This window comes from Rhodoferax sp. (genome assembly GCF_030646845.1).
Taxonomy (GTDB): domain Bacteria; phylum Pseudomonadota; class Gammaproteobacteria; order Burkholderiales; family Burkholderiaceae_C; genus Rhodoferax.
The window spans coordinates 1-20,925 of the sequence record NZ_JAUSLE010000038.1; the positions used below are offsets into that span (position 1 = coordinate 1).

Below are 20,925 nucleotides of genomic sequence, written 5' to 3' on the forward strand. Positions count from 1 at the left end.
TGGTGCGCAAGTTCAAGGGCGCCTACAGTGGCGAGCACGGCGACGGCCTGTGCCGCGGCGAGTGGATCGAATGGCAGTTCGGTCCGCAGCTCACGCAGGCGTTAACGCAGATCAAGCAACAGTTTGACCCTTCGAATTTGCTCAGTCCGAAGCGCATCATCAATCCGCCCAGGATGGACGACACGCGGCTCATGCGTTACTCCCCGAGCTACCAGGTCATTCCGCTCCAGCCGGTCCTGGACTGGAGCGCCTGGAACGTGCAAAACAACCCGGTCACCGAGGAAACCACGGCACCTGGCAGCGGCGGCGACCCGGCGCAGGGCCTGGCCAAGGCGGTGGAGATGTGCAACAACAACGGCCACTGCCGCAAGTTCGACGCCGGCACCATGTGCCCGAGCTACCGCGTCACGCGTGACGAGAAGCATCTGACGCGCGGCCGTGCCAACACGCTGCGCCTGGCGCTCTCCGGCCAGCTTGAAGGCCTCAGCGCCAAGGACGCTTTCACCAGCGAGGCGGTGGCGGAGGCCATGGACCTGTGCGTGAGCTGCAAGGGCTGCAAGCGTGACTGCCCCACCGGCGTGGACATGGCCAAGCTCAAGGTCGAGTTCCTGCAGCACTACAAGGTCAAACACGGCCACACGCTCAAGGACAAGCTGGTGGCGCGCCTGCCGGACTACGCGGCCCTGGCCAGCCGCTTGGCACCGCTGTTGAACTTGCGTGACCGTCTGCCGCTGCTGGCGCGCTTGAGCGAAAAGCTGCTTAGTTTCTCGGCCAGGCGCAGCCTGCCGCAGTGGCGAAACCAGCATTTCTTCAACGCAAAGGCCTCCCTGGCAGCGCTGGCCAGCCGTGAAGACGTGCTGGTTGCTGCCAAGCCCGTGGTGCTGTTTGTCGACACCTTCAACGGTTACTTCGAGTCCGACAACGCATTTTCAGCGGTAAAAGTGCTGCAAGCCGGCGGATACACTGTGCATGTAGCTACCAAAAAGATAGCGGATGGCAAGCACCTGTGCTGTGGCCGCACCTACCTGTCCAGCGGCATGGTGGAGGAGGCGAAAACCAAAGCGCGCGAGGTCGTGGATGCCTTGCTGCCGTTTGCTGAAAAAGGCATTGCCATCGTCGGGCTGGAGCCCTCCTGTTTGCTGACCCTGCGTGATGAAATGTTGGTCATGGGCCTGGGTGAGGCGGCGCAGACCATCGCCAAGCAGGCGCTGTTGTTCGAGGAGTTTCTGGCGCGTGAGGCCGCTTCTGGTCGGCTGGAAGTGTTGAAGGCAAAACTCCAGCCTGCGGGTCAGCCGATCCTGCTGCACGGCCATTGTCACCAGAAGGCCTTTGCCGCCGTCACGCCCATCATGGAAGTGCTCAAGCTCATCCCCGGTGCCAGGCCGGAGCTGATCGAGAGCAGTTGCTGTGGCATGGCCGGCAGCTTCGGCTACGAGGCCAATCACTACGAGGTGTCCATGCAGATGGCCGAGCTGAGCCTGCTGCCTGCGGTGCGCGAGAAGCCCGACGCCATCGTGGTGGCCGACGGCACCAGCTGCCGTCACCAGATTCATGACGGCGCGCAGCGCGAGGCGGTGCACGTGGCGAAGCTATTGGCGGGATTGCTGCCGGGCTGAGCCCCTTCAGACCGCAAGCGCGCATTGCGCGACCTCGCCCAGCGCCTGTGCCACTGTCGCGACCTGGAGCACACCCTCGACTCGGGCCGCACCTTCGAGGCCAATCACCCGCTTGCCGAATTGCCGGCTCAGCGCCACTTCCGACAGCGTGCCGAAGCTGTCGCCAATGGCCACCAGACACAGCGAGGCGCGGGCGATGAGCGCGTTGCGCGCCTCGCCAATGCCGGTGGCGATCACGATGCCGACATGAGGGTTGGCAAACCTGGGGTCGGCATCCGGCAACAGGCCGATGCTCATGCCGCCGGCGCCAGCCGCCCCACGGCAGACGGCCTCCATCACGCCGCCGCGGCCACCGCAGATCACCACAAAGCCCATGCTGGCGAGCCCATGACCGACTTGCTCGGCTGCCAGCAACTGCACGCCGGAGGCTTCACGCGGCCCGATGACCCCAACCGGAACGCGTACCGGTGCGCCACTGTGCCGCTGCAACCATGTGGCTGCCGCGATGCTGTCGACCAGCTCGCCCGTGGCGGGCGTGGAAATGTCGAGCCAGGCACGCTGCTGCGGATCTAAGCGCCGACCGCTGGCGTCGAACAGCAGGCCTTGCGTCCGATCGAGGCTATAGATGACGTTCATGGTGGCTTCCAAACCATTCGCCGGCAGTCATGATCGAGGCGCAGGCCACCGTGATCATGAGTGCCAGGGCAGCGGCAGCGGGAAAATCCGTGCCGGTTTCGGAGATCAGGCTGTACAGCTGCAGCGGCAGGATGTGAAGCTGCGTACCGACCAGTGCCAGGGCCGTGCCGTAGGCGCCGAAGATCACCGCGGCGACCAGGCAGTACGCCGCACCGAGCGGCGCCGCCACCTGCGGCAGCATCACCTGCCAGAGCGCCTGGGTTGACGTGGCGCCCAGCGATTCGGCCACCACCAGCTGCGCACGGTCGAAATTGACCAGCACCGGCAGGATGCCCATCACCACGCGCGGAATCAGGTAGTACGACGAGGCAAAGGCCAGCCCGCCCGGCGTGAACAGCGCCTTGCCGATGATCGCCGGATCAAGGCCCGCAAAACCCAGCAACTGGGTGAAGAAGCCTGCACGGCCATAGCCCAGAATGAAACCATAGGCCACGATCAGGCCGGAAAAAGTCAGCGGCAGCGCAATCACGAATGAATACAAGGTGCGCACGCGCTCCGGCAGCCGCGACAGGTGCAGGGCCACCGCAAAACCCACCAGGGTCGAGACCGTGGCCGCCACCAGGGTCAGCAGCAGGGTGCCTGCCAGCGATGGCCAGAAGGCGGGCAGCGAGAACACCCGCACGAAAGCCCGTGTGCCTTCGCGCAACGCATCGACTGCCACTGCGGCCACCGGCAGCATGAAGAAAACCGCCAGAAAGACGACCGCGGGCGCGGCCAGCATCAGTTGCGTGCGCAGGCGCATGGCGGGCGGCTACCGGGCGGTCACTTCGCCTCTGTGGCGGCGACCCAGCCCTTGTCGACTTCCGCTTTCTTCGCGGCGGCCGCCAGCACATCGAGCGGACGCACCTGCGGCGCGGCGGGCAGCTTGTCGGCCACCGAATCGGGCAGCTTGACGCCCGGGACCGAAGGCCGCACGAAGCCCTGGGCAAAAATACCCTGTCCGAAATCGGTCATGATGAAGTTGAGCCAGAGCTTGCCGGCGTTGGGGTTGGGCCCCTTCTCCACCAGACTGATGCCGTAGGGTGCGGCGGCAGAGGCTTCTTTCGGAATCACGACGGCGACTGCGTCGCCCAGGCCATCGATGTGCTTGGCCTTGAGACCATCGTTCTCATAGGAAATCCAGATCGGGATCTCGCCTTTGAGAAATTGCGCATACGGCGTGGTGCCCAGCACGCGCAGCACGTTGCCGGACTTGTGGAGCCGGCCCAGGTAGTCGAGCCCCGGCTGGATGTTGTTCATGTCGCCGCCCGCGCCAAAATTGGCGGCGAAGGTGAGCACCTGGCCAACGCCCGTGGAGCGCGGGTCGAGATAGACCACAGAGTTCTTGTACTCGGGCTTGAGCAGATCGGCCCACGACTGCGGCACGTTCTTCACGAGCTTGGTGTTGACGATAAAGGCCACAGTCAACGTGTGGATGGTGAACCAGCGGCCGTCCTTCTCGCGAAACACCGAAGGCAGCTTGTCAAAGTTGACGGGCTTGAATGGCGCGACCACGCCCTTGTTGACGGCATCCACCGCCGATGCGGCAAAGTAGTAGGCGGTGTCGGCCTGCGGGCGGTTGCGCGCTTTCTCCAGTGCCACGACAGTAGCTGCCGAGCCGAGGTCGTTGTAGACGATCTCGACTTCCGGGTAGCGTTTCTTGAACGCCGCAAACTGCGCCGCCCAGTTGGCCCACGTGGGCCCGGTGTCGAAGCTCACCACCATGCCTTCCTTTTTGGCGGCTTCGAACAGCGCCTTCTCGCCGGGATAGAGTTCCGGCGAGTCGAGCACCGTTTGTGCGGGTACCGCGGCGACGAACAGCGAGGTCAGGGCAGCGACGAACCATTGTCTGGATTGCATTGTCATCTCCTTCAGTGGGTGGGTAAGAACTGAACCGCCTGGCGCGGCACGTGAATGTGCGCGATGGCCTCGCGCGTGGTGGTGTCGATCTTCAGCATGCCCTGACCCACCGCGAGTTCGATCTCGCGGCTGGCGCCAAAGAAGCGGTCGTGCACGACCGTGGCGGCGAAGATGTTTTCGCCCGTGGCCGTACGGGCGGGCTGGATTCTTTCGGGCCGCACCAGCAGGCGCACCAGGGTGCCCATGGCCAGGGCGTGCGCCGGCGTGGCGATGCGGCCCAGTGGCGTGTCCACCGCGTCAGGGGCGGCAACCCGGCCGTCAATCAGGTTGGCACGGCCCACAAAACTGGCAACAAAGGCGTCGGCCGGCCGGTCATAGAGCTCCTGCGGAGGCGCGACCTGTACCAGCCGGCCGTCGCGCAAAACGGCGATGCGGTCGGCCAGCGACAGCGCTTCGTCCTGGTCGTGCGTGATCAGCAACGCGGCGATGTTTTGCTGTTTCTGGATGCGGCGGACTTCGTCGCGCATGGTAACCCGCGTGGCGGCATCCAGTGCCGAGAGTGGCTCATCCAGCAGCAGGGCACGCGGCGTGAAAACGAGGGCCCGCGCCAGCGCCACGCGCTGCTGCTGGCCGCCTGACAGTTCGGCGGGCAGGCGCTCACCGAAACCGCCGAGGCCAACCATGTCGAGCATGGCATCCGCACGGCGCCGGCGCTCAGTCACGGCGATGTTGCGCACCCGCAGCGGGTAGGCCACGTTCTCCCACACGCGCATGTGGGGGAAGAGGGCGTAGGACTGAAAGACGATGCCGCACTGGCGCGAGCGCACGCTTGCCAGCGTCACATCCTCCCCGCCCAGATAGACGCGACCAGACGTGCAGGGGAAGAAGCCGGCGATGAGCTTGAGCAGCGTGGTCTTGCCGCAGCCGCTGGGGCCGATGCAGACGATGAGCTCCCCGGGCGCGATGTCGAGCGTGATGTCAAAGACACCGGCCTTGCCGCCGGGGTAGCTGAAGGTCGCGTTCTCAAGGTGGACGGACGGCGTAGCGTTGTTGTTCATCGTTTGCCACCCGCGGCAGAAAAGCGGGCCGCACCACGGGCCGAGAGTGCGCCTGTGACCGAGGCTGTCAGGGCCAGCGTCAGCAAGATCACGGTGGCCGCGCAGGCAAAACCGGTGGCGCCATAGAACGCCTGCAGCAGCACCACAGGGTAGGTGCGGTTGAGAAAGCCCGAGACCAGGTTGGAGAACTGAAACTCGCCGATCGACAAGGCGGCGACGATGATCAGACCCGACAGCACCGAGTGCCGCAGCGCCGGCAGCACGATGTGGAAAAAGCGCTGCGGCGCCGTGCTGCCCAGCGACTCGGCCGCATCCTCCAGCGTGCGCAGGCCCAGGCGCTGCATGTCGGCCACCACCGTTTGCAGGAAATACGGCAGCCCGAGGACGATATGGCCCGCAATCAGCAGCCAGATGCTGCCCAGCCAGGGCAGCGTGTCCGAAGAAAACACCAGGATGAAGCCAAAGGCCAGCACCAGCGCCGGCAGCGCCACCGGCAACTGGTACAGCACCCGTGCCGCCGCGCGCACCCGCGGGTCATGCGCCCGAAAGACCGCGTAAGCCAGGGGCAGGCCGATCACCACGCAGGCAATCGAGGTCATGACGGCGACGAACAGGCTGGCGGTGAAGGCGCGGCGAAAGCTCGGGTCCGCGGCCACTTCAAGGTACCACTTGACCGTGCTGCCGGTCGGCAGCAGCGTGTTGAGCCAGAGCTCGCCAAACGAGCCGATGAACAGCAGTGCCATTGGCGCTGCCAGGTACACAAGGTAGGCAATGGTGACCCAGCGCGGGATCATCAGCGCTCAATAAAAAGCAGGCGTGATCTCATGGCCTGTTTGCGCTCAGGCCTTGGGCGCAATCACCGTGCTGGGTTCCGGGTCTGGCAGGGCCGGCTCGAAAGGAGCCGGTTCATGCGGTCGGGGTGGCGTGCCCGGTTCGTCTTCCGGGGGCACCTGAAAGGGTACGGGGGGCAACTCCGGTGGGATGGGCTGCCCGCTCAGCGAGATGGATTGTGTAATTGTCGAATGCATGATGGAATGCACTGTAGAAGTTGCCCCGTCTCTTACTTTGACAAATCGCAAATACGCACTGTTCAAGTGGCTGCGGCGGGTCTGGTGCATCGAGATAGGATCGCCAGACCCGACGTTTTCGGCCGTCATCTGGCTGTCACCGGCGCCAACTAAAGTGCGTTGAGTCCGGTCGGCCATGGTGCTGACCGCGTCGCTGTCCGAGCAAACTGTTACCCGGGAGATCCCATGCGCCGTTCACTGTTCACACTCACCTTGGCCTGCCTCGCCAGCCTGCTGCCCAGCCTGGCGCTGGCCGCCGGACCGGAAGCCGAGGCCTCACTGAAGGCGCACAGCCCCAGCGTACAGCTTGGCCCGCGCCCGTTTTTTCTCGTGAACGACATGAGCGAGAGCCCGCTCAAGCAGCAGCTGCTGGCGTGCACCAATCGCCCGCAGTTCACGCGCACCAATTTTTCCATCGGCCATCGCGGTGCGGCTATGCAGTTCCCTGAGCACACCAAAGAGTCCTACGAGGCGGCGGCCCGAATGGGCGCGGGCATCGTCGAGTGCGACGTCACTTTCACCAAAGACAAGGAACTGGTGTGCCGCCACGCGCAGAACGACCTGCACACCACAACCAACATCCTGGCCACCGATCTGGCTGCCAAATGCACCAAGCCGTTCACTGCGGCCACTATCGATGGCAGCGGCAACGTGGTGACACCGGCGAACGCCGAATGCCGTACCAGCGACATCACCCTGGCCGAGTTCAAGACCTTGCGCGGCAAGATGGACGCCGCCAACCCGCGCGCCAGGACCGTTGCGGAGTACCTCGCCGGCACCGCCAATTGGCGCACCGATCTCTATTCCGGCCCAACCAGCGGCACGCTGCTCACCCACAAGGAAAGCATTGCGCTGTTCACGCGGCTCGGCGTGAATATGACGCCGGAGCTCAAGAGCCCGAGCGTCAGGATGCCTTTTGATGGTTTCACGCAGGAAGCCTACGCGCAGAAGATGATCGACGAGTACAAGCAGGCCAGAGTGCCGGCGCAGCGGGTGTTTGCGCAGTCGTTCGACAAAGCCGACGTTCTTTACTGGGTGCGCAACGAGCCGGCCTTCGGCAAGCAGGCGGTCTACCTCGACGATGCCAACAGCGTGGGCGAGTTGCCGGGGGCCGCTGAATTAGCCGGCTACAAGGCGCAGGGCATCAACATCGTGGCGCCGCCCATCTTTGCGCTGCTCAGCACCGACGCCAGTGGCAATATCGTGCCCTCGCAGTATGCGAAAGATGCCAAGGCGGCCGGCCTGGGCATCATCACCTGGACGCTGGAGCGTTCGGGCATCCTGGCCGATGGCAACAACGGTTTTTATTACCAGAGCTTCGACGCCGCGATCAAGCGTGAGGGCGACATGATGCGCGTGCTGGATGTGCTGGCCCAGCAGGTCGGCATTCTCGGCATCTTCAGCGACTGGCCAGCGACTGTGACGTTTTATGCGAACTGTGTGGGGTTGCAGTAAGACTATCGAGGCGGGTCCGGCTGAGCTTACCTTACCTCGAAGATTGGTTCATCGTTGGAATTCAGCTGCTGCCGTAGGTGGTCGGCTGCAATGATTGGTCAGACAACTTCATTCGATTCGACCCATCGAAGCAGTTCGTGTGCCAAGGAGCAGAAAACCAGAAGATTTAAAGTGCACACCCAGGGCACGGAGTCATAGATACCAGCCAACACAACTTCTTCCGTTGGAACCTCGTTCGTGAATGTGACGGGTGGGTCGAACCGTTTGGACTCAATGTGGCCTGGAATGAATTCGACCTTCAGACTATGAATGATCTTGTTGCATGCATCTCGCAGGGATAGGTCTCGTGCTTTCGGGTGAGCTTGGCGACAAAGCGGTTTGCCCTTGGACTCAGCGGGTAACGCCTTGAGAAAATCGAACAGCGCTTCATTCTTACGATGAATATCGAAGAAGGACCGCATCTTCACTGCGATGCCAAGTGCTGAGCCAAAGACTCTCGTCTGATGACCACCCACGTACTCAAGCGCTAGAAAATCTGGTGTCGCCGAGCTTAGGTCGTACTCGGCACAAACATGAAAGTTTGCGAGGATCGCTTCGTACAGTGCAAAGATGTCTTCCTTCAACCCAGGAAGTGCTGCGGCCATTCCCATAGTGTCGTTGTCTAATGGCATGCAGACCGCAGCATTTGAGGTATATCACGGTCGCTGCGGTATAACTTGACGGTCGGAAAAGTCATCAAATCCTTGTCAGCAATACATTTTTTGCACATTCGCGCGACTCCTCAAGTCATTAGTGGCACCCGAAACACCGCAGTAGTGTACGGTTCTTAACGATTGCCAAACGCAGGAATCTGGAAGTGCGGGTAGCTATTAAATAAATAGCTGCTTGCGCTTATTCCACGAGGGCTAGCGGCCAGAAAGTCTGTTAACGCCCACCATCCTGAACCAATCCCTGCAACACGCGCCTGCTTTCAAATCGCCTCTGTTCCCCACTGACCGGGTCCACAAACTCAATCGACTTGGCCAGCAACTGCAGTGGGCGTTCGTAGTCGATTTGCCCCTCGGGCGTGAGGGTGGGGTAGAGGCCATCGCCCAGGATGGGCAGGCCCAGTGCGGCCATGTGCACGCGCAGCTGGTGGCGTTTTCCGGTGACGGGGCTGAGGGCATAGCGGGCCCGTGTGCCTCTCACCTCCAGCACGTCCACGTGAGTGACGGCGTTGACTGGGCCGCTTACCTCGTGCTGCAGCATGAAGTGGCCCGCTTCGACAATGCGGCTCTCGCGCGTCAGGGGCAGCGCCAGGTCGTCACGCCAGGGGGCGATGGCTTCGTAGGTCTTCTTCACGGTGCGCTGGCTGAACAGGGCGTGATACAGGCCGCGGGTTGCCGGCTGTACTGAAAACATGACCAGGCCGGCGGTGTCACGGTCGATGCGGTGGATGGGCACGAGCGTGTCGATGCCCAGCTTCTGCTTGAGCCGCACCAGCACGGTCTCGGTCAGGTAGTCGCCGGAGGGCACGACGGGCAGGAAATGCGGCTTGTCGACGACGATCAGCTGCTCGTCCTGGAACAGGATCACCTCGTCAAACGGGATGCGCGGCTCATACGGAACAGCGCGGTAGTAGTACACCCGCCGATGCCCCTGGTAGGCGCTGTCGGGTGTGAGCTGAACGCCGTGCTCGTCGACCACATCGCCCTGGGCCATGCGCTGGTGCCAGACGTCCCGGCTGATGGCGGGAAAGCGCTCGGTAAAAAAATCCAGGGTGGTGGGCCAGGCGCCAGCGGGCAGACCGATGCAACTGGGCCCCACGCCGTTGCGGGCGGGCGGCACAAAATGGCCAGACGACAGGGTTCTAGATTCGTTCAAACACCACGTCCCACACGCCGTGCCCGAGTTTGATGCCGCGGTTTTCGAACTTGGTCAGCGGCCGGTAATGGGGCTTGGGCGCGTAGCCGGCCAGCTCCGGGTGGGCTTGCGTGGCCGTGTTCTTCAGCAGCGGCTCGTTGCTGAGCACTTCCAGAATCTGCTCGGCGTAGGGCTGCCAGTCGGTGGCGCAGTGGATGTAGCCGCCTATTTTCAGGCGCGCAGCCAGCTTGGCAATGAGGGCGCTTTGGATCAGGCGGCGCTTGTTGTGTTTCTTTTTGTGCCACGGGTCGGGAAAGAAGATGTGCACGCCGTCCAGGCTTTGCAGGGGCAGCATGTTGTCGATGACCTCGACGGCGTCGTGGGCCACGATGCGGATGTTGCGCAGGCCTTGTTCGCCAATGCGCTTGAGCAGCGCGCCGACGCCGGGCTGGTGCACCTCGCAGCACAAGAAGTTTTTTTCCGGCATCAGGGCCGCGATGTGGGCTGTGGCTTCGCCCATGCCGAAGCCGATTTCCAGAATGACTGGGCGAAGTTTTGGATCATTTTGGCCTGTAGCCCCCGTCGCATCTGCGTAAGAAGCTACGAAATCAATAGCGCCTGCCTGGTAGGGCAGCAGAAACTGGGGACCGATGTCCTCAAAGGCCTTGGCCTGGCCGGTGGTGGTGCGACCGGCGCGGCGCACAAAACTCTTGATTTCCTTGGGGTAGGCCACGCCTTCGGGCATGCTGCCCCGGATGCGCGGCTGGCGCGCGCCGGGTGGGTTGTCGGGGGAGGTGGGGTCGGTGGGGTTTGTATCGTTCACGGGACAGGATTGTAGAGACGCTGCCAGTTCAGGATCTGCTGCTGTGTTTCCTCGTCATGCCCGATCAAGAGATGGCCGCCCTGGTCGTAGCCGATGAACCTGGCGCCCGCTATCTGGCTGGCGCTGTACTGGGCGCTGGCGTAGGTGCCATAACCGTCGTCGCGGGCACTGATGATCAGGGTGGGCGCGCGGATCGCTTCCAGCGGGTAGGGCTGCAGGTTGTTGCCTATTTTCGACTCGTTGCGCAAGCCCTCGGCGCGCTCGGACACGGGCAGGATGATGTCGAGCATGGCCTTCACCCGCGCTTGCTCCGCTGGGCTCGCAGCCGCCACCAGCTCAGGGGGCGTGCCCAGTACGCGCCTGATCAACTGATTGGGTGCCATATGCTGCATCGCCCAGAACAGAAAATCCGAGCCGACCAGCGCGTCCAGCACGTTCCCGGCGAGTGCGGAAGGCGCCGGTGCGGAATCCGCCACCGACACGGGCTTGTAGGCCAGCGGCACCATCAGGATCAGCGCGCTGACGCGACCCGGGTGGCGAATTGCCATCTGCATCGCCGACGGCGCGCCCGCTGAGGCGCCGAGCACTGCCGCCTGGCGAATGCCCAGCGCGTCGAGCAGGCAGGCGTGTGCGTCGGCCTGCTCGGGCGGCGAGGCATCTGGGGGCATCGGCGTACGCAGGTAGCCAAAGCGCGACACCGCAATCACCCGCACGCCCTGCTGCGCCAGCCCTTCTGCCAACGCCATGCCCTGGTCGTGCCCACCACCGGCACCGTGAACGACAAGCAGTGCAGCGCCCGTGCCAGCTTCCTGGTACTCGATGGGGCCGCAGGGTGTTGACACCAGCACGCTGCCTTGCGCTGCGCGCACACGTGCTTGCGCCAGATCGATTGAGAATTGCCACCCGATCAGCACGCCGGCGATCAGGATGACGGTAGCCACCACGGCGATCACGTTTCGTCTGGAGGATTGCTCGGGGTTTTGCATAGGGCTTGGCATCGGGTGCGCCTTTCATCGTGCCACCGCTTCGGCGCATCCGCCCGAGGCGTCAGTCGCGTGGCCGATGCAGCCACAGGGACGCCAGAATGGCGACGCCCAGGACAATCAGCAGGATGGGCAGCGCCCACGCGGGGATTGGCGCTTTGTCCAGGTGGATGTCAAGCAATCGGAAAATACCCGCCATGGCGAAGAAGATCCCGAGCATCAGCCCAAACCGGTTTACGGTCAGGGAGAAGTAGCCGCGCGCCCCCTGGGCACCCAGCAGGATGACGCCGGTGCCCAGCAGACCGACGCCCCAGCCTGCGTTGGCCAGAAAAACGATGCCGGCCCAGATGAAGAAAAGGCCCCAGCCCACGGTGTCGAGCATCCGCGTCAGGACTTGCCCGGTTTCGATTGTCAAATCGCGGCTGCTCACCCTCATGTCTCACCTCGCTGCGTCGTCACATGGTCACGATTGAGGCTTCGCACAGCGTTCGTGCGTCGGCCGCTTCATTGGGAATGTGCGTCGGGATTGCCGGTCAGCGCTTGAGAATCCTCAAGATGTGGATGGGGAGCGCCCGGATCGAGCATGGGAAGATGACCGCTCCGGCGGAAGTGGCTTACCGGACCGGCTCGTAGAGCCGTTGCCAGTCCGCTACCCAGGCACTGCGTGCCTCCGCCGCGCTGCCGTGGTGGGCGGGCAGACCCAGCACGCTGGCCGCCCGGTTCAATGCGGCCAACGCGTCGGCGGTGTCCAACGGTTGCGCGCCGTTTTGCTTGGACAGCTTTTCGCCGTTGGCACCCAGTACCAGGGGCGTGTGCAGGTAGCGCGGTGTGGCGAGGCCCAGGGCTTGCTGCAACAGTATTTGCCGCGCGGTGTTGTCGGCCAGATCTTCGCCCCGCACCACGTCGGTGATGCCCTGTGCTGCGTCGTCCACTACCACGGCAAGCTGGTAGGCAAAGCAGCCATCTGCGCGCTTGAGCACAAAGTCGCCCACCTCGGCCTGCACGTCCTGCTGTTGCGGACCCAGGCGGCGGTCGGTCCAGTGGATAACGGATTTTTCTGATGCTATTGAAATGATAGCTGCTTGAGCATATTCCACGGGGGCTAGGGGCCTATTTTGTTCAAAACAATCCGTCCGCAGCCGCCACGCGCGCCCTGCATGGCCATGCAAGCCGGCGCGGCAGGTGCCCGGGTAGACCAGCTCGCCGTGGCGCGTGCGGCCCTGGCCCTGGCGGCTCAGCGCGGCTTCAATGTCGCGGCGGGAGCAGGCGCAGGGGTAGGCCAGCCCCCGTGCCACCAGCTGGTCCAGCGCCTGCTGGTAGAGCCCGGTGCGCTGCGATTGCCACAGGGGCGGCGCGTCGGGGTGCAGGCCACAGTCGGTCAGTTGCTGCAGGATGATGCGGTCTGCGTCCGGCACGCAGCGCGGTGTGTCGATGTCTTCAATGCGAATCAGCCAGTGGCCGCCATGCGCCTTGGCGTCCAGCCAGCTGGCCAGCGCCGCGACCAGCGAGCCAGCGTGCAGCGGGCCAGTGGGCGAGGGGGCGAATCGTCCGATGTATTGGGCCCCCACGCTCGACTTCCCCTTAAGCGACGGACAGAGCCAGTTCCAGCCCGGAGATGAACGCGTATTCCACGCGGTGACCCAGGCACCAGTCGCCGCAGACGCCGATGCCCGTTTTGGCGTCCCACAGATGCGATTTGCCCAGAGGCTGGGTGGTTAGGGCATAGCGCCAGCGCTGGGTGTCCACGTAATCGGGTTCGGCCCGGATGCCGGTGACTTCTGCGAAGGCCTTGAGCAGCTTGGCCTGCGCGCGCGGGGCATCGTCGTTCAGATGCTCCTGTGACCAGGCGGCGCTGGCCTGCACGGTCCAGCGCTCCACGATGCTGCGCCCCGGCTTGCTTGATTCACGTGCCAGCCAGGCAATGCGGTGGTGCGTGCTGCGGGCAGCGTTCCACTGGGGACCCAGCGTGGTCAGGCCCGGCTGCACGGCCTGCGGAAACGCCAGCATCAGCGTCCAGCACGGGGCGATTTCCACCTTGGCCACCTGTTTCACCAGCTGATCGGCCTGTTTTGATGTTTTCAGCAGCACGCGCGCCTGTTCCACGGGTATGGCCAGCAACACCGCATCGAAACCCGAAAACACATGCTGCGCGCCACCCGGCCCCTCGGTGTGCAACTGCCATTGATGGGCGTTGAGCGCATCGCGCTCCATCTTCATCACCTTGGTTTCCAGCTCAACGTTGTGTTGCTCCATCAGCGGCAGGGCCCAGCGGCTGACCAGTGCGTTCATGCCTGGTGTCGGTACCCAGTGCGCGTCTTTGGCCGGCAGGCCTGCGGCCGCCACGCGGCCATGCTCGTCAAGCACCCGCACCGTGTTGGCGCTCCAGCGCCGGCACAGCTCAGGCACGGTTTTCAGGGCCAGTGCAAATCTTGGATCGCGCACGGTGAAATACTGCGCACCATGGTCAAACGTGCCAAACGGGCTGTTGCGCGTCGCCATGCGTCCGCCCATGCCGGCGCTTTTCTCGAACACCGTGACGGTATGGCCCGCCTGCACCAGGGTGCGGGCGCAGGCAACGCCAGCCATGCCAGCCCCGACGACGGCAATGTGTTTCGACTTGGGTTTCGGTTTGGATTGGGTCATGGCCGGTGTCTCCAGGGGTTGTTGTACGTCTTGCACTTTACACGCCCCGGTGCCGCTCCAGCAAAGCGGCCCGGGTTGCCGGACTTTCCAGTTGCTCAAGCCACCATGCCAGCGCGCGGCCGTGGCCCGACTTGGTAACGCTGCGCCATGCGTAATTGATGCGCATGATCCGTTGAGTACGCTCCATTTTTTTGACCACCAGACGACCGGTTTCGATGTAAGCCCGGGCCATGCATTCGGGCACGAAGCCGCTGCCCAGGCCCCGCAGTTGCGCATCCAGCTTGGCCTGCATGGTGGCGACGGTGAACACGTCCTGGCCGCCCAGCAGGCCGATGGTCACGCCGGTGCCGCGGGCGATGGTGTCGGCCACGGCAACGGCGCGGTGCTGGCGGACCACCTCGTCTTTCAGCGGCTCGGGGGCGCTGGCCAGTGGATGGTGCGGCGCCACCGCGTAAACAAAGCTCACGTCACCCAGCGGTTTGCCGTGTATGCCGGCGCTGGTGCTTGACTCGGTCACACCCAGTGCCAGGTCCGCCTGGCCCGACGTCAGCGCCGCCAGGGTGCCGGACAGGGTTTCATCGCGCAGCTTGATGCGGGTGGGCGGGTTCAAGGCAAAAAAGCTGTCGCAGAGTTCCATCACGGTGGCTTTGGAGATGATGCTGTCGACCGCGATGGTCAGTTGCGGCTCCCAACCGGTGGCCACGCGCTTGACCCGATTGGCCACCGCGTCGATCTCCGCCAGCAGGCGCGTACCTTCGCGCAAAAGCTCGGCGCCGGCTTCGGTCAGGCGGGCCTGGCGCGAACTGCGGTCATACAGCAGAACATCCAGGGCATCCTCAATCTGGCGCACCCGATAGGTCAGGGCGCTCGGCACCACGCCCAGCACACGGGCGGCGGCGGCAAAGCTGCCGGCCTCGGCGATGGTCTGCAGCATGGCCAGGGCGTCGGGGGTCAAAACATCGCGAGCACTTTGCACTTGATTCGCCTTTTTGTTCTAATTATTTGAATGATGCCATCAAATGTCATGGATTGCCACGGCCGGGGAGAGGCCTAAAGTTCAGGATAACAAAGGAGCGCAAATCATGTTGACAGTCCGGAAATTCAGGGATCGCGGCTATGCCGACCACGGCTGGCTCAAGTCATTCCACAGCTTTTCATTTGCCGGTTACTACGACCCGCAGCACATGGGCTGGGGCAACCTGCGCGTCATCAACGAAGACCGCATTGCGCCGGGCACCGGTTTTGGCACCCATGAGCACCGCGACATGGAGATCATCAGCTATGTGCTCAGTGGCGAGTTGGCGCACAAGGACACCCTGGGCAACGTCAAGGGCATTCCGCCCGGTGATGTGCAGCGCATGAGCGCCGGCACCGGTGTGCAGCACAGCGAGTTCAACCACGCGCCCAATGACACCACCCATTTCCTGCAGATCTGGATCGAGCCCAACGTCACCGGCATTGCCCCAGGCTATGAGCAGAAGACCTTCGCCGATGCCGAGAAGCGGGGCCAGTTGCGTTTGGTAGCCTCCAGTGACGGCGCCGAGGGCTCGGTCACGATTCATGCCGATGCGCGCCTGTACGCAGGCTTGTTTGACGGTAGCCAGACCGCCGAACTCAAGCTGGATCCCCAGCGGAAAAGCTACGTGCATCTGGTGCGTGGCGAGCTCGAAGTCAACGGCACCGCACTGACCACGGGCGATGCGGCACTGATCGAAGGCGAGAGCCAGCTCAGGCTGGCCCACGGCAAGGACGCCGAAGTGCTGGTGTTCGATCTGACGGCCTGATCGGCCAGTATCCGTCGCAGGTTTTCGCAGACAGACGAATGGTTTCCCGCGGGGCTTGATGTTCAAGTCTCTCTTTTTCCCTGACTCAAGGAGTAGACAAAATGGCAAAAGTAGCAGTAGTTTTTCATTCAGGTTACGGTCATACCTTGCGCATGGCGCAAGCCGTCGCTGAGGGGGCTGGCGCTCAGCTGGTCGCCATTGATGCGGAAGGCAATTTGCCAGAAGGGGGCTGGGAGACGCTTGCTGCCGCAGACGCCATCATTTTTGGCTCGCCCACCTACATGGGCAACGTGAGCTGGCAGTTCAAGAAGTTCGCCGATGCCTCCAGCAAGCCCTGGTATGTTCAGGCCTGGAAGGACAAAGTGGCGGCAGGCTTTACCAACAGTGCGGGCCTGAACGGCGACAAGCAGGGCACACTCACCACCATGTTCACACTGGCCATGCAGCACAGCATGATCTGGGTCAGCCAGGGCCTGATGCCCAGCAACACCAAGGCTGCAACCCGCGCCGACATCAACAATCTGGTGAGTTACAGCGGCGCGATTGCGCAGTCCCCATCGGACGCTTCTCCGGCAGAAATGCTGCAGGGCGACCTGGACACGGCCAAACTGTTTGGCAAGCGCGTGGCTGAGGTGGCCGCGAAATTCCGCGGGTAGACGCAGCTGTCGTCGTCAAGGCTTGGCACCGCTTGCGGTGCCAGGCCTTTTTTTCTAGGTCTGCAGGTCGCCCGCCGCCACCGGACGGCCGAACAGGTAGCCCTGGAACATGGGGCAGCCCTGCTGCAGCAGCAGGGCATGCTGCTGGGGCAGCTCCACGCCCTCGGCGATCACTTCCAGACCCAGACTCTGTCCCAGCGCGATGACCGTGCGGGTGATGGCGGCGTCGTTGGGATCGGTCAGGATGTCGCGCACAAACGACGCGTCAATCTTGAGCTGCTGCAGCGGCAGGCGCTTGAGATAGGCCAGCGAGGAATAACCGGTTCCGAAATCATCGAGCGAGAAGGTGACGCCCAGCGCGTTCAGCTGGTACATCTTTTCGATGATGTCTTCCATGTTCCTGGCCAGCACACTTTCTGTGAGTTCGAGCTGGAGCCGGCTCGGCCTGGCGCCGCTCATCTGCAATGCGTCGCGCACGCGCTGCACAAAATCGGGCTGGAAGATCTGGTGGGCACTGACGTTGACCGCCACCAGCAGCAGGTCTTTGCCGGGCACGCCCTGCCAGGCGGCCAGCTGGTGGCACGCCTGCTCCAGCACCCAATTTCCCATCGGCACGATCAGCCCGGTTTCCTCGGCCATCGGGATGAACATGCCGGGGGCCACCAATCCACGCACCGGGTGCTGCCAGCGCACCAGTGCCTCAACTGCCTTTGGCCGCCCCTGGGTGTCCACCTGCACCTGGTAGTGCAGCGTGAGTTGCCGGGCTTGCAGGGCCTGGCGGAATTCGGCCTCCAGGACAGCCCGCTCCGCCAGCCGCGTGGCCATCGCGGCATCAAATACGCGAAAGGTGTTGCGGCCTGCCCCCTTCGCCTGGTACATGGCAATGTCGGCCCGTTTGAGCAGCTCGTCGGCGGACACCCGCTCGGTGCCGCACAGGACCACTCCCATGCTGGTGGTTACGTGGTGCTGCTGGCCCGCGATGTCGAACGGCGCCTCGAAGGCCGAAGTCAGTTCCAGCGCCCATTCGCTGGCCTGCCTGGCCGCGCTCTCGGCGTCGGGTCCAGCGAGCTGCAGCAGCACCACAAACTCGTCACCGCCGGGCCGGGCAAGCGTGTGCTGGTGGTCGAGCCGGACCCGCAGACGCTGGGCCACGGCATTCAGCACCGCGTCGCCCACTTGATGGCCCAGCGTGTCGTTCAGCTGTTTGAAGTGGTCCAGATCCATCAAGACGATGGCGAACTGCCGGTGTTCGGCCGCGCCAGGGGCCATGGCGTTCTCGACGTTTTCGATCAACAGGCGACGGTTGGGGAGTCCGGTGAGGCTGTCAAAAAAGGCGAGCCGGTATATGCGCTCAGCCTGGGCCTTGCGTTCGGATATTTCGTCGAACACGGCAACGGTCTGCACCAGCTTTCCCCGTTTGAACTTTGGCTGGCAGTTCACCTCCACCGGGAAGGGCTGGTGATGGCGGTTGACAAAGGTTTGTTCCCCACTGCGGTCCGGCCTTTCCGATGCGTCGGGGTTGGCGAACTTGAGCATGGACTGACCGATCAGTTCATCCCTGCGATAGCCCAGCAACTTGCACGCCGCGCGGTTGACATAAGAGATCCGACCGGCCGGGTTGACCACATACAGGCCTTCGATCATGGTGTCGGCAATGGACGCAAGGCGCCGGCTCAGCATGGTGCCGTGCGCAGCCAATGCCGCTACCGAGACCATGGCGCCGAGCAGGATCATGATGGACAGCCGGTACTGCTGCCAGATCTCTTGCAGTGATACGCGCACCTGGGTATCGAAGGGCGGCACTCTGAGCTCGCGCATGAGGCTGCGCACGGGTTCATATTCCGCCGGCACGGTGAAGCCATGAATGCCCATGCTGCGGGCCGCTTCGCCGCCATGGGGCAGCGACAGCAGCGCACCAGCCACCCGCACAGCCAGTTCTTCGGGCACGTGGGACATGGCAACGACCGGCCACTCCGGGTAGAGCACCGTGGAGACTGCAAAGGGGTAGCCCGGCAGCAATTGGCGGTTGACCACCTTGACCTGCGAAAGCTCGAGCTTGCCTTCGCGTGCCATGGCTTCGATCAGACCCGAGCGCACGAACGCTGCATCCACCTTCCCCGCCAGCAACGCCTGCACGACCAGGTCTTGTGGCAACCCGGTCTGCAGCACGGTGCCCAGGTCGACGCCGGCTTTGCTCAGGGCATAGGCCTGGGCCTGGTAACCACCGAAGGAAGCTGTCGACGCAGCCGCGACCCGCTTGTCCTGCAGGTCCTGCAGGGTGTTGAGTTGTGTCTGGTCGCTGCGGGTCAGGATGACGCCGCCAAAGACGCGCACCGGTTTTCCCTGCTCCAGGGTGATCAGGGTTGCCAGCGGGGAGGACAGGCCGCTTTGGTGCGTCATGCGCACATATTCCGCGGGCTGCGTCAACACGAAGTCGGTTTGCTGCTGACGAACGGCGTCCTGCAACTCTTCGAAATTGAATATATGTACCTTGAAGGAGACGCCAGCGACTGCCGAATTCAGGTATTTCTCCAGCGGCTCCCACTGGGCCAGCGCCTGGGCTTTGGGGCGATAGGACAGCACTCCGAAAGTCACTGTATCTGCGGCCAGTGCCGGTCCAGCCAGCCATGCCAGCCACAGAAGCAGGCAACGCAAGGCTGATTTCATGATGCGTCCCCGGGCAAATAAGCGTCGTTGAAAAGCGTCTCTACCTGGGCCGGGGCCGACAGAGCGCCCGCCGCCTGCATGATGACGGACAGCCGGCGCGCGACATCCACCATGTGTCCGTCCTTACGGGCAAGGTAGCTGCGGTTGGCCACCAGGTCGAGCAATTCCAGCCCGCGCAGGGAATTGATCAGTTCCTCGGCGGGTATGCCCAGATGGGGCGCCATGCGGTAGGCCGTGTCCCAGGGGTTGCGGCGCAGCTGCTCCAGGGTCTGGAAATGCGCCTTGAGCGTCTGTCGCAAGACCTCTGCATGGGAACGCGCTGCGTCCGTCTTGATGGCCAGCACATCAAAAATAATGTCCGGCATCTGGCGGGTGGTCAGTATTTGACGGGCCGACCCGGCGGCCAGGCGGCGGGCCACCGGTTCGTAGGTGATGAGCGCATCCAGTTGCGATCCGGCCCATGCTGCTTCCTGCTCCTCGAAGGCGACGTACCGTGTTGTGACGTCGGCCCGGGACAGGCCTGCCTTCTCCAGAATCATGGCCAGCATCAGCTCACCCAGGGTGCTGGGTTCGAGTCCGATGATTTTTCCACGCAATTGCTCCACCCCCTGCAGCTCCTTGCGGGCCAGCAGCACATCGGCCCCCTTGGATGCATCGAACACCAATACCACTTCAAGGGCCATCCCTCGCGCTTGCAGCACCAGAGCCTCGTCCAGCGTCAGCATGGCGCCGTCCGTGCGCCCTTCCTTCAGCGCATTGATCGACGCCGTGACGGTTGGCATCTCCTGCAGGTCCAGCCCTGCGGGCAGCAGCCCCTGAGATTTCGCATAGAACAGCGGCTCATAACCCGGCCAGGGGTGTCCGGCAATCCGCAGCGGGTTGCTGCGGCTACAAGCGGTCAGCCAGCCGGGCTGGGTTGCGGCCAGCATGGCTGCGATCACGGCGCGGCGCGTTGCCACCCCGATCGACCCTCTGTCCTGAGCGATATCGCTCGATCGAGTGGGGATGGGGGAGCGAACCATGGGTGTGACTTCGCTGTCAGATCACTGATGGGAGACCGACAGGTCTGCGCCGAGGGCCCGGCGTTCGTCGAACACAAAGCAACTGCCTGTGTAATGCGCATCGCCGGCCTCCTCGAAATATTTGAGGATGCCGCCCTCGAGCTGGTACACATGCTCCAGCCCGGCTTCCCGCATGAAGATGGCCGCCTTCTCGCAACGGATGCCACCCGTGCAAAAGCTCACCACCGTCTTGTCCTGTAGCTCCGCCTTGTGATCGAGCAGGGCCTGAGGGAACTCGGTGAATTTGCCGATGCGCCAGTCAATGGCGCCATTGAACGTGCCGTGATCCACTTCAAACGCATTGCGCGTGTCCAGTGTGACGACCGGCCTGCCGCTGTCGTCATGCCCCTGGTCCAGCCAGCGTTTGACCGTTTGGGCGTCCACCGCGGGTGCACGCCCCTCGGCCGGGTGAATGGCGGGGTGGTCCATGCGGATGATCTCCCGCTTGACCTTCACCAGCATCTTCTTGAATGGCTGATGGGCTGACCAGCTCTCCTTGGGCGCGATGTCAGAAAAACGCGCATCGGCGTTCAGCTCGGCCATAAACCCGCGCACTGCCTCGCCACTTCCTGCCAGAAACAGATTGATGCCCTCTTCGGCCAGCAGGATGGTGCCTTTGAGCTGCAAGCTCTGTGCCCGTTGAAGCAGCGTGACACGTAACTCTGCGGCGTCGGGCAGGGCAATGAATTTGTAGGCGGAGATGTTGAGGGTGGTGTTCACCGGTTGATTCTAGAA

Annotated in this window: 21 protein-coding genes; 4 read left to right on the plus strand and 17 right to left on the minus strand. The window is 63.5% G+C overall.

What is annotated here, in order from left to right:
* A partial coding sequence (locus tag Q7T10_RS09455) for a (Fe-S)-binding protein (protein WP_304747645.1) occupies window positions 1-1,616 on the plus strand: 1,616 nt, incomplete at its 5' end.
* Between the two features lie 6 nt (window positions 1,617-1,622).
* Here Q7T10_RS09455 and Q7T10_RS09460 read toward each other — a convergent pair.
* Genes Q7T10_RS09460 through Q7T10_RS09485 form a run of 6 tightly spaced genes read right to left on the minus strand, consistent with a single transcriptional unit; the run spans window position 1,623 to window position 6,237 of the window.
* Entirely contained in the window at window positions 1,623-2,252 is a 630-nt protein-coding gene (locus Q7T10_RS09460) for a lysine decarboxylase (RefSeq protein WP_304747646.1), read from the minus strand.
* Complete coding sequence (locus Q7T10_RS09465; RefSeq protein WP_304747647.1) at window positions 2,236-3,054, minus strand: ABC transporter permease; 819 nt, start codon at window positions 3,052-3,054, stop codon at window positions 2,236-2,238. The genes Q7T10_RS09460 and Q7T10_RS09465 overlap by 17 nt, the downstream gene beginning before the upstream one ends.
* Before the next feature lie 20 nt (window positions 3,055-3,074).
* Window positions 3,075-4,151, minus strand: coding sequence for an extracellular solute-binding protein (locus Q7T10_RS09470; RefSeq protein ID WP_304747648.1), 1,077 nt, complete (start codon window positions 4,149-4,151; stop codon window positions 3,075-3,077).
* 11 nt (window positions 4,152-4,162) lie between these two features.
* Window positions 4,163-5,209 (minus strand): ABC transporter ATP-binding protein, encoded by a 1,047-nt coding sequence (locus tag Q7T10_RS09475; protein WP_304747649.1) that lies wholly within the window; start codon window positions 5,207-5,209, stop codon window positions 4,163-4,165.
* A complete protein-coding gene (locus tag Q7T10_RS09480; RefSeq protein WP_304747650.1) occupies window positions 5,206-6,003 on the minus strand; it encodes an ABC transporter permease in 798 nt (265 codons plus the stop codon). The genes Q7T10_RS09475 and Q7T10_RS09480 overlap by 4 nt, the downstream gene beginning before the upstream one ends.
* Before the next feature lie 45 nt (window positions 6,004-6,048).
* Window positions 6,049-6,237, minus strand: coding sequence for a hypothetical protein (locus tag Q7T10_RS09485; protein ID WP_304747651.1), 189 nt, complete (start codon window positions 6,235-6,237; stop codon window positions 6,049-6,051).
* 225 nt (window positions 6,238-6,462) lie between these two features.
* On the opposite strand from Q7T10_RS09485, the gene Q7T10_RS09490 reads away from it, so the two are divergent.
* On the plus strand, window positions 6,463-7,731 hold the full coding sequence (locus Q7T10_RS09490; RefSeq protein WP_304747652.1) for a glycerophosphodiester phosphodiesterase family protein: 1,269 nt from the start codon (window positions 6,463-6,465) through the stop codon (window positions 7,729-7,731).
* A 98-nt stretch (window positions 7,732-7,829) separates the two neighbouring features.
* Here Q7T10_RS09490 and Q7T10_RS09495 read toward each other — a convergent pair whose 3' ends face one another.
* The 8 genes from Q7T10_RS09495 to Q7T10_RS09530 all read right to left on the minus strand — a co-directional run bounded on the left by Q7T10_RS09495 (window position 7,830) and on the right by Q7T10_RS09530 (window position 14,998).
* Entirely contained in the window at window positions 7,830-8,402 is a 573-nt protein-coding gene (locus Q7T10_RS09495) for a hypothetical protein (protein ID WP_304747653.1), read from the minus strand.
* Window positions 8,403-8,655: 253 nt separating this feature from the next.
* Window positions 8,656-9,594: a pseudouridine synthase gene (locus Q7T10_RS09500; RefSeq protein ID WP_304747654.1), complete on the minus strand. Its 939-nt coding sequence runs from the start codon at window positions 9,592-9,594 to the stop codon at window positions 8,656-8,658.
* Window positions 9,581-10,318 (minus strand): tRNA (guanosine(46)-N7)-methyltransferase TrmB, encoded by a 738-nt coding sequence (gene trmB, locus Q7T10_RS09505; protein WP_304747704.1) that lies wholly within the window; start codon window positions 10,316-10,318, stop codon window positions 9,581-9,583. The genes Q7T10_RS09500 and trmB overlap by 14 nt, the downstream gene beginning before the upstream one ends.
* A gap of 74 nt (window positions 10,319-10,392) precedes the next feature.
* Window positions 10,393-11,394, minus strand: coding sequence for an alpha/beta hydrolase (locus tag Q7T10_RS09510; protein WP_304747655.1), 1,002 nt, complete (start codon window positions 11,392-11,394; stop codon window positions 10,393-10,395).
* Between the two features lie 49 nt (window positions 11,395-11,443).
* Complete coding sequence (locus Q7T10_RS09515; protein WP_304747656.1) at window positions 11,444-11,794, minus strand: hypothetical protein; 351 nt, start codon at window positions 11,792-11,794, stop codon at window positions 11,444-11,446.
* Between the two features lie 199 nt (window positions 11,795-11,993).
* Window positions 11,994-12,947, minus strand: a complete 954-nt coding sequence (gluQRS, locus tag Q7T10_RS09520) for a tRNA glutamyl-Q(34) synthetase GluQRS (protein ID WP_304747657.1) — start codon at window positions 12,945-12,947, stop codon at window positions 11,994-11,996.
* Between the two features lie 13 nt (window positions 12,948-12,960).
* Window positions 12,961-14,022, minus strand: a complete 1,062-nt coding sequence (locus tag Q7T10_RS09525) for an NAD(P)/FAD-dependent oxidoreductase (protein WP_304747658.1) — start codon at window positions 14,020-14,022, stop codon at window positions 12,961-12,963.
* 37 nt (window positions 14,023-14,059) lie between these two features.
* Window positions 14,060-14,998 carry a LysR substrate-binding domain-containing protein gene (locus tag Q7T10_RS09530; RefSeq protein WP_304747659.1) on the minus strand — a complete coding sequence of 313 codons (939 nt, stop codon included), beginning with the start codon at window positions 14,996-14,998 and terminating at the stop codon, window positions 14,060-14,062.
* Between the two features lie 106 nt (window positions 14,999-15,104).
* On the opposite strand from Q7T10_RS09530, the gene Q7T10_RS09535 reads away from it, so the two are divergent.
* Window positions 15,105-15,806, plus strand: a complete 702-nt coding sequence (locus Q7T10_RS09535) for a pirin family protein (protein ID WP_304747660.1) — start codon at window positions 15,105-15,107, stop codon at window positions 15,804-15,806.
* 101 nt (window positions 15,807-15,907) lie between these two features.
* Window positions 15,908-16,462 carry a flavodoxin family protein gene (locus Q7T10_RS09540; protein WP_304747661.1) on the plus strand — a complete coding sequence of 185 codons (555 nt, stop codon included), beginning with the start codon at window positions 15,908-15,910 and terminating at the stop codon, window positions 16,460-16,462.
* A 54-nt stretch (window positions 16,463-16,516) separates the two neighbouring features.
* Here Q7T10_RS09540 and Q7T10_RS09545 read toward each other — a convergent pair whose 3' ends face one another.
* The 3 genes from Q7T10_RS09545 to Q7T10_RS09555 are packed head-to-tail and all read right to left on the minus strand — an operon-like array spanning window position 16,517 to window position 20,910.
* Window positions 16,517-19,129, minus strand: a complete 2,613-nt coding sequence (locus Q7T10_RS09545; RefSeq protein ID WP_304747662.1) for an EAL domain-containing protein — start codon at window positions 19,127-19,129, stop codon at window positions 16,517-16,519.
* Entirely contained in the window at window positions 19,126-20,151 is a 1,026-nt protein-coding gene (locus Q7T10_RS09550) for an ABC transporter substrate-binding protein (protein WP_304747663.1), read from the minus strand. The genes Q7T10_RS09545 and Q7T10_RS09550 overlap by 4 nt, the downstream gene beginning before the upstream one ends.
* A gap of 21 nt (window positions 20,152-20,172) precedes the next feature.
* Complete coding sequence (locus Q7T10_RS09555; RefSeq protein WP_304747664.1) at window positions 20,173-20,910, minus strand: sulfurtransferase; 738 nt, start codon at window positions 20,908-20,910, stop codon at window positions 20,173-20,175.
* Window positions 20,911-20,925: the final 15 nt, after the last annotated feature.

Coding starts and splice junctions, on each gene's coding strand:
- Q7T10_RS09470 (WP_304747648.1), bottom strand. CDS start 4,151: ATGCAATCCAGACAATGGTTCGTCGCTGCCCTGACCTCGCTGTTCGTC.
- Q7T10_RS09495 (WP_304747653.1), bottom strand. CDS start 8,402: ATGCCATTAGACAACGACACTATGGGAATGGCCGCAGCACTTCCTGGG.
- Q7T10_RS09510 (WP_304747655.1), bottom strand. CDS start 11,394: ATGCCAAGCCCTATGCAAAACCCCGAGCAATCCTCCAGACGAAACGTG.
- trmB (WP_304747704.1), bottom strand. CDS start 10,318: ATGCCCGAAGGCGTGGCCTACCCCAAGGAAATCAAGAGTTTTGTGCGC.
- Q7T10_RS09475 (WP_304747649.1), bottom strand. CDS start 5,209: ATGAACAACAACGCTACGCCGTCCGTCCACCTTGAGAACGCGACCTTC.
- Q7T10_RS09460 (WP_304747646.1), bottom strand. CDS start 2,252: ATGAACGTCATCTATAGCCTCGATCGGACGCAAGGCCTGCTGTTCGAC.
- Q7T10_RS09480 (WP_304747650.1), bottom strand. CDS start 6,003: ATGATCCCGCGCTGGGTCACCATTGCCTACCTTGTGTACCTGGCAGCG.
- Q7T10_RS09540 (WP_304747661.1), top strand. CDS start 15,908: ATGGCAAAAGTAGCAGTAGTTTTTCATTCAGGTTACGGTCATACCTTG.
- Q7T10_RS09535 (WP_304747660.1), top strand. CDS start 15,105: ATGTTGACAGTCCGGAAATTCAGGGATCGCGGCTATGCCGACCACGGC.
- Q7T10_RS09465 (WP_304747647.1), bottom strand. CDS start 3,054: ATGCGCCTGCGCACGCAACTGATGCTGGCCGCGCCCGCGGTCGTCTTT.
- Q7T10_RS09490 (WP_304747652.1), top strand. CDS start 6,463: ATGCGCCGTTCACTGTTCACACTCACCTTGGCCTGCCTCGCCAGCCTG.
- Q7T10_RS09485 (WP_304747651.1), bottom strand. CDS start 6,237: ATGCATTCGACAATTACACAATCCATCTCGCTGAGCGGGCAGCCCATC.
- Q7T10_RS09525 (WP_304747658.1), bottom strand. CDS start 14,022: ATGACCCAATCCAAACCGAAACCCAAGTCGAAACACATTGCCGTCGTC.
- Q7T10_RS09545 (WP_304747662.1), bottom strand. CDS start 19,129: ATGAAATCAGCCTTGCGTTGCCTGCTTCTGTGGCTGGCATGGCTGGCT.
- Q7T10_RS09550 (WP_304747663.1), bottom strand. CDS start 20,151: ATGGTTCGCTCCCCCATCCCCACTCGATCGAGCGATATCGCTCAGGAC.